Source organism: Bacillus sp. RC251 (assembly GCF_044908765.1).
GTDB lineage: Bacteria > Bacillota > Bacilli > Bacillales > Bacillaceae_G > Bacillus_A > Bacillus_A wiedmannii.
Genome location: NZ_JBIYDP010000008.1, coordinates 168,245 through 175,681, shown reverse-complemented (window position 1 = coordinate 175,681; position 7,437 = coordinate 168,245). Strand labels below are relative to the sequence as shown.

Below are 7,437 nucleotides of genomic sequence, written 5' to 3'. Positions count from 1 at the left end.
AGCGTTCATCCTGAGCCAGGATCAAACTCTCCAATAAAGTTAGTTTGTCTAGCATCTAAAAATAAAAATTGACGTTTCACGTTGTTTGTTTCGTTTAGTTTTCAAAGTTCAACATCGCGTTTCAGCGACTTTCATAATATATCATAGTATATTATTTTCGTCAACAAGTTTTTTAAGATAATTTGTATCTCTCATTTGCTGACTCTGCCTATTATATAGAGTTTTACATTGCTATGCAAGTATTATTATAAAAAAATAAGAGGAGGAAAAATCCCCCCTCTTATTCTTCAGAAGAAACCTCTTCATTAGATTCCTCTTCTTCATCTTTCTGTGCTTTTGCTACCGTCGCTACCTCTTGCTCATCCTCTAATCGAATTAGACGAACACCTTGTGTATTACGTCCCATTTGAGAGATTTGATCAACTGGCATACGAATAATAACACCTGCTGCCGTAATTAACATGATATCTTCTTCACCTGTTACAGATTTAACGGCTACTAATTTACCGTTTTTATCTGTAATATTACAAGTCTTCAGACCTTTACCACCACGGCTTTGTAGACGGTATTCATCAATAGGTGTACGTTTTCCATAACCATTTTTCGTTACGATTAGAACATTTACATCCTCTTCGACAATTTCCATGCCTACAACTTGATCTTCATCACCTAATGTAATTGCTTTTACACCAGCCGCATTACGTCCCATAGAACGCACATCTTGCTCGTTAAAGCGAATTAACATACCATTGCTTGTTCCTACAATAATATCCTTATCACCAGATGTTAAACGTACAGATATTACTTCATCCTCTTCACGAAGAGAGATGGCGATTAAACCATTCGTACGTATATTTGCAAATGATGAAAGTGGCGTTCTCTTAGAAATACCTTGTTTTGTTGTGAAGAATAAGAATTCATCATCACCAAATTCACGAATTGGAATAATGGCGTTAATCCATTCACCCTTATCTACACCTAATAAGTTAATAATAGGTATACCTTTTGCTGTACGACTATACTCTGGGATTTCATATCCTTTCGTACGGTATACTTTCCCTTTATTAGTAAAGAATAAAATGTGATCATGCGTAGAAGTAGTTAATAAATGCTCTACGAAATCATCATCATTTGTTCCCATTCCTTGCACACCACGTCCACCACGGTTCTGTGTTTTGTACGTAGAAGCCGGTAACCTCTTAATATAACCATTATGAGTTAACGTAATAGCGATGTTTTGCTCTGGAATCAAATCTTCATCTTCAATAAATTCCATGCCACCAATTGTAATTTCCGTTCGTCTCTTATCATTGAAGCGTTCTTTTACTTCCGTTAATTCTTCACGAATAATCTCAAGAACTTTCTCTTCATCTGCTAAGATTGCTTTTAATTCAGCGATTAATTTCATTAAGTCTTGATATTCTTGCTCAATTTTTTCACGTTCTAATCCTGTTAAACGTTGCAGACGCATATCTAAAATTGCTTGTGCTTGTTTCTCACTTAAACCGAAACGTTCCATTAAGCCTTGTTTTGCAATATCTGCTGTTTTCGAACTACGAATTAACGTAATAACTTCATCTAGATGATCTAGAGCAATTCGTAATCCTTCTAAAATATGAGCACGCGCCTCTGCTTTTTCTAATTCATAAGCAGTACGTCGACGAATTACTACCTTCTGATGCTCCAAGTAATGATATAAATTTTGTTTTAAATTTAGTACTTGTGGCTCTCCATTTACAAGAGACAACATATTAATACCGAAACTTGTTTGAAGTGCTGTATGTTTATATAGATTATTTAATAGTACATTGGCATTGGCATCACGGCGTACTTCCATAACAATACGCATACCGTTTCGATCTGACTCATCACGTAAATCCGTAATACCTTCAATTTTCTTATCACGAACTAATTCTGCAATTTTTTCAATTAATCGCGCCTTATTAACTTGATAAGGTAGTTCAGTTACGAGAATAGATTGTTTACCATTTGACTTCTCTTCAATTTCAACTTTAGCTCGAAGCATAATAGAGCCTCTACCTGTTTCATACGCTCTTCGAATCCCACTTCGTCCCAAAATTAAACCTGCTGTTGGAAAATCTGGTCCTGGAATAAACTCCATTAATTCCGCAATCGTAATGTCGGGATTATGGCTTAGTGCCAATACACCATCAATTACTTCACCGAGTTGATGCGGTGGAATATTCGTTGCCATACCTACCGCAATACCCGTCGTACCATTCACTAATAAATTAGGGAAACGCGCTGGCAATACAATTGGCTCTCTTTCAGAACCATCATAGTTATCTTGATAATCAATCGTATTTTTTGAAATATCACGTATTAATTCCATAGAAATCTTAGACATTCTTGCTTCTGTATAACGCATCGCTGCTGCTGAATCACCATCAACAGAACCAAAGTTACCATGCCCATCAACAAGCATATAACGTTGACTAAAATCTTGCGCCATACGTACCATCGTCTCGTAAACAGCTGAATCACCGTGAGGGTGATACTTACCGATTACTTCACCGACAATACGCGCTGATTTTTTATACGCTTTATCAGCTGTAATTCCTAAATCATTCATCGCATATAAAACCCTACGATGCACAGGTTTTAATCCATCACGAACATCTGGTAATGCACGAGATACGATAACACTCATTGCGTAATCTAAAAACGAGGTACGCATTTCATGACTAATATTAATTTCTCGAATTCGTGCTTGTTGTTGATTGTCTGACATCAACCAGCACCTCCTCTTACATTTCCGTTACACATACATTGATTTATATGTAGAAGACAGGAATACTTAGATTCCTGTCATTACCCATTTAAATATCAAGGTTTTTCACGTATTTTGCATTTTCTTGGATAAAGTTACGACGTGGCTCTACTTTATCTCCCATCAAAATTTCAAATGTTTCATCCGCTTCAATTGCATCTTGAAGTGAAACTTGAAGTAATGAACGTACTTCTGGGTCCATTGTCGTCTCCCATAACTGAGTTGGATTCATTTCCCCTAGACCTTTATAACGCTGAATCCCCGGCTTAGGTTGGGCTGGTAATTCAGCTAAGATTTTTTCAAGTTCCTTATCATTGTAAGCATATTGAATTTTCTTACCTTGTTGTACTTTAAACAAAGGTGGCTGTGCAATATATATATAACCGCACTCAATTATTTGACGCATATAGCGATAGAAGAACGTTAATAATAGGGTACGAATATGCGCACCATCAACATCGGCATCCGTCATAATAATAACTTTATGATAGCGTGCTTTTTCAATAGCGAAGTCTCCGCCGATATTTGTACCAATCGCCGTAATAATTGTACGAACTTCATCATTTGATAAAATCTTATCTAAGCGTGCCTTTTCAACATTAATAATTTTACCCTTCAGCGGTAAAATTGCTTGGAAATGACGATCACGCCCTTGTTTTGCAGACCCACCCGCAGAGTCACCCTCTACGATATAGATTTCACTAATTGCTGGATCTTTAGAAGAACAGTCTGCCAATTTCCCTGGTAAACTTGAAACTTCTAAAGCACTCTTTCGGCGAGTTAACTCACGAGCCTTTTTAGCTGCTACACGCGCACGCGCTGCCATCGTCCCTTTATCTATAATCTTACGTGCAACATTCGGATTTTCCAGTAAGAACTTTTCAAATGCCTCTGAGAATACTGACTCTGTAATTGTTCTTGCTTCACTATTTCCGAGTTTCGTCTTCGTTTGTCCTTCGAATTGTGGATTTGGATGTTTAATTGACACAATCGCTGTTAAACCTTCACGAACATCTTCACCAGTTAAATTACTATCCGCATCTTTTAAAATATTATTTTTACGACCATAATCGTTGATCACACGAGTTAAGGCTGTTTTAAATCCTACCTCATGTGTACCACCTTCATACGTATGAATATTATTTGTAAATGAGTAAATATGATTTGTGTATCCTTCGTTATATTGAAGTGCAACTTCAACCTGAATACCATCTTTTGAACCCTCTACATATACAGGTTCTTCATGAATTGGCTGTTTTGAACGATTTAAATGTTCAACATATGATTTAATTCCACCTTCATAATGGAATTCTTTCTTCTGTTTATGTTCACGTTTATCTTCAATTGTTAATTTAATATTACGATTTAAAAATGCTAATTCGCGCATACGAGTTGCTAACGTATCAAATTCGTATACTATTGTTTCCTGAAAAATTTCTGGATCTGGTTTAAATCGAGTTATCGTCCCTGTTTGATCTGTGTCACCAATGACTTTTAAATCCGCAACCGGGATACCTCTTTCGTATTTTTGATAATGGATTTTGCCTTCACGATGTACAAATACCTCTAGTTCTGTTGATAGAGCATTTACTACAGATGCCCCAACACCATGCAAACCACCGGAAACTTTATAACCGCCACCGCCAAACTTACCACCAGCATGAAGAACGGTCATTATAACTTCTACAGCAGGACGTCCCATTTTTTCTTGTATACCAACTGGAATACCACGTCCATTATCCGTTACAAGAATACTATTATCTTCTTCGATACTAACGTTAATTTCATCACAATACCCTGCAAGTGCTTCATCAATACTATTATCGACGATTTCCCACACAAGATGGTGAAGTCCTTTTCCACTTGTAGATCCAATATACATCCCAGGGCGTTTTCGAACCGCTTCTAATCCTTCAAGTACCTGTATCTGACTTTCATCATATGAGTTTTCTTCCATTTGCTTTTGTTCCATTGACACAAAGATCACCTACTTTTCCATTTAAATAGGGATTACGCCCTATCTATTTCACAATCTACCGTGCCGTTCGTTACATGAATTGTTTTCGCTTCTTTTAATGTTTCGTGTTCAATTCCGTCGACACTCGTCGTTGTCACAAATGTTTGCACTTTTCCTTGAATTGTATTTAACAGATGCGATTGACGATAATCATCTAATTCTGATAATACATCATCCAATAAAAGAATCGGATATTCCTTAACTTCTGAGTAAATCAATTCAATTTCAGCTAATTTTAGGGACAGTGCGGTCGTTCGTTGTTGTCCTTGCGAACCAAAGACTTGAACATTTTTACTATTAACGAAGAATTGTAAATCATCACGATGAGGACCAATTAAAGTCGTACCACGGAAAATCTCACGTTGTTTCACAGATTGAAAATTTTCATAGTATACTTCTTTTATTTTCGACAAATCCATTGATTCTGATACATCTACACTTGGTTTATAGACAATTTCTAATTCTTCTAATCCGCGGCTTATACCGCGATGAATTGGAGCTGCCCATTCTTGTAGTAAATGCAAAAAATCAAACCGTTTTTGCAATATTTTTGCACCATGCTCAATAAGTTGAAGTGTAAATACATCCAACATCGTTTCCTCATTCTTACTATTCCCTTGCATCTTTTTCAGCAAGTGATTTCGTTGCGTGAGCACCTTTTGATATTGACTCAATTCATACAAATAGATTGGAGCTATTTGGCCTAATTCCATATCTAAAAAGCGTCTTCTTACTTGAGGGCTTCCTTTTACAAGATTTAAATCTTCTGGGGCAAACATGACAACATTCATCATACCAATATATTGACTCAATTTTTGTTGTTCAAGTTGATTTAATTTTGCCTTTTTACCTTTTTTCGAAATATTTAATTCCAAAGACAAAGAACTATTTCTCTTTTGTAATTTCCCTTTAATTTGACCGAAGTCTTCATCCCAACGGATAAGCTCGCGATCATTAGAGGTTCTATGAGATTTCGCCATCGCTAAAACATAAATAGCTTCCATCAAATTCGTTTTCCCTTGTGCGTTTTCACCGATAATCACATTCACTTTATCTTCAAAGGAAAGCTCTAACTTTTCATAATTGCGATAGTTTTTTAATTGTATTTCTGAAATAAACAAAGGGCTCCCCCTTTATGCCTGAACTTGGAAACTTCCGCTTCCTGGAATTTCAATAATATCGTTCGCATATAATTTGCGACCTCTTCTATTTTCAAGTTCTTGATTCACGTACACTTCATATTCTTGTAAAAACCATTTTACAGCGCCACCTGTATCAATTACATCGGCTAACTTCAAAAATTGTCCTAGTGTAATATACTCTGTTGAAATTTTAATACGTTTCATAAAATCGCTCACTTTCTGAAAGTGTTCATTCTTTCATTGTACTAAATAAACTAACATTAGGAAAGTAATACCCAAAAATCAAATAAGGGCTACTAGTATCTGAAAACTAGCAACCCTTACTTCTTACTTAGTAAGTACGAACCGGTAAAATTAATTGAATAATGGACTCATCATTTACTGTACGAATTAAGAATGGTCTCATCGCACCAGTAAAGCTAATTTTAATTTCAGTACTATCTAAAGCTTTTAGTGCATCCATCATATATTTTGCACTAAAAGATATTTTTAACTCTTCCCCATCCACTTTTTCACATTGAACTTCTTCTACTACTTTCCCAATTTCTGGTGAATTCGAAGAAATTTCTAGCATTTCCTGTTCTAAAGTTGATAATTTTACAACATTATTACGACCATCCCTTGCTAATAAAGATGCACGATCAATTGCTTGTAAAAATTCTTTTGTATTTACAAAAATATCTGTTTTACTTTCGGCTGGAATTAAACGAGTTGTATCCGGATAATTACCTTCTAACAATCTTGAGAAGAATAATAAATGCTTTGTACGGAATAATACTTGATACTCCGTAATAACGATATCTACCATTTCTTCAGACTCATCTAGAATTTTGCTTAATTCATTTAAGCTTTTACCTGGAATAACAACACTCGCTTGAAATTCATCTGCGATTCCTTCGATTTTTGCTTTTCGAAGAGCTAACCTGTGACTATCTGTAGCAATGCAAGTTAATTCGCTGTTATATACTTTCCAGTTTACACCTGTCAAGATCGGTCTTGTTTCAGAAGTGGAAACTGCAAATACAGTTTGTCTGATCATATGTTTCAGTAAATCTGTTGGAATCTTAAAAACATGGTGTTCTTCAATTTGTGGTAACAATGGATATTCAGCAGAATCTAAACCATTTAAATTAAACTCTGATTTTCCAGAAATTATTTTTGTCATAAAATGATTTTCCACAGAAATTTCGACAGTCTCTTTAGGTAATTTTTTTACAATCTCACTAAAATATTTTGCTTGTAAAATAATACTTCCTGATTGTGCTACTTCTACGATCTCTTTTCCATTGTCTTCAACTGGGATAAAAGATTCAATAGAAATATCAGCATCGCTTCCTGTTAACGTAACTCCTTCTTCCGTAGCGACAACTTTAATTCCTGTAAGGATCGGAATTGTTGTACGAGAAGAAACAGCCTTCATTACATCTTGTACACTTCTTACAAGATAGTCTTTTTGTATTGTAAAACGCATAAAGAAAAACCTCCGG

5 protein-coding genes are annotated in these 7,437 nt (G+C 35.6%); all 5 read right to left on the bottom strand.

The features are described 5' to 3' along the window. Positions 1 to 280: 280 nt before the first annotated feature. Entirely contained in the window at positions 281 to 2,752 is a 2,472-nt protein-coding gene (gyrA, locus tag ABH961_RS21835) for a DNA gyrase subunit A (protein WP_001282859.1), read from the bottom strand. Between the two features lie 88 nt (positions 2,753 to 2,840). Continuing rightward, positions 2,841 to 4,763 (bottom strand): DNA topoisomerase (ATP-hydrolyzing) subunit B, encoded by a 1,923-nt coding sequence (gene gyrB / locus ABH961_RS21830; protein ID WP_000435974.1) that lies wholly within the window; start codon positions 4,761 to 4,763, stop codon positions 2,841 to 2,843. Positions 4,764 to 4,801: 38 nt separating this feature from the next. Then, positions 4,802 to 5,929: a DNA replication/repair protein RecF gene (gene recF / locus ABH961_RS21825; protein ID WP_098827569.1), complete on the bottom strand. Its 1,128-nt coding sequence runs from the start codon at positions 5,927 to 5,929 to the stop codon at positions 4,802 to 4,804. 12 nt (positions 5,930 to 5,941) lie between these two features. After that, positions 5,942 to 6,154, bottom strand: a complete 213-nt coding sequence (gene yaaA, locus ABH961_RS21820) for a S4 domain-containing protein YaaA (RefSeq protein ID WP_000821366.1) — start codon at positions 6,152 to 6,154, stop codon at positions 5,942 to 5,944. Positions 6,155 to 6,281: 127 nt separating this feature from the next. Continuing rightward, on the bottom strand, positions 6,282 to 7,421 hold the full coding sequence (gene dnaN / locus ABH961_RS21815; RefSeq protein ID WP_001212890.1) for a DNA polymerase III subunit beta: 1,140 nt from the start codon (positions 7,419 to 7,421) through the stop codon (positions 6,282 to 6,284). Positions 7,422 to 7,437: the final 16 nt, after the last annotated feature.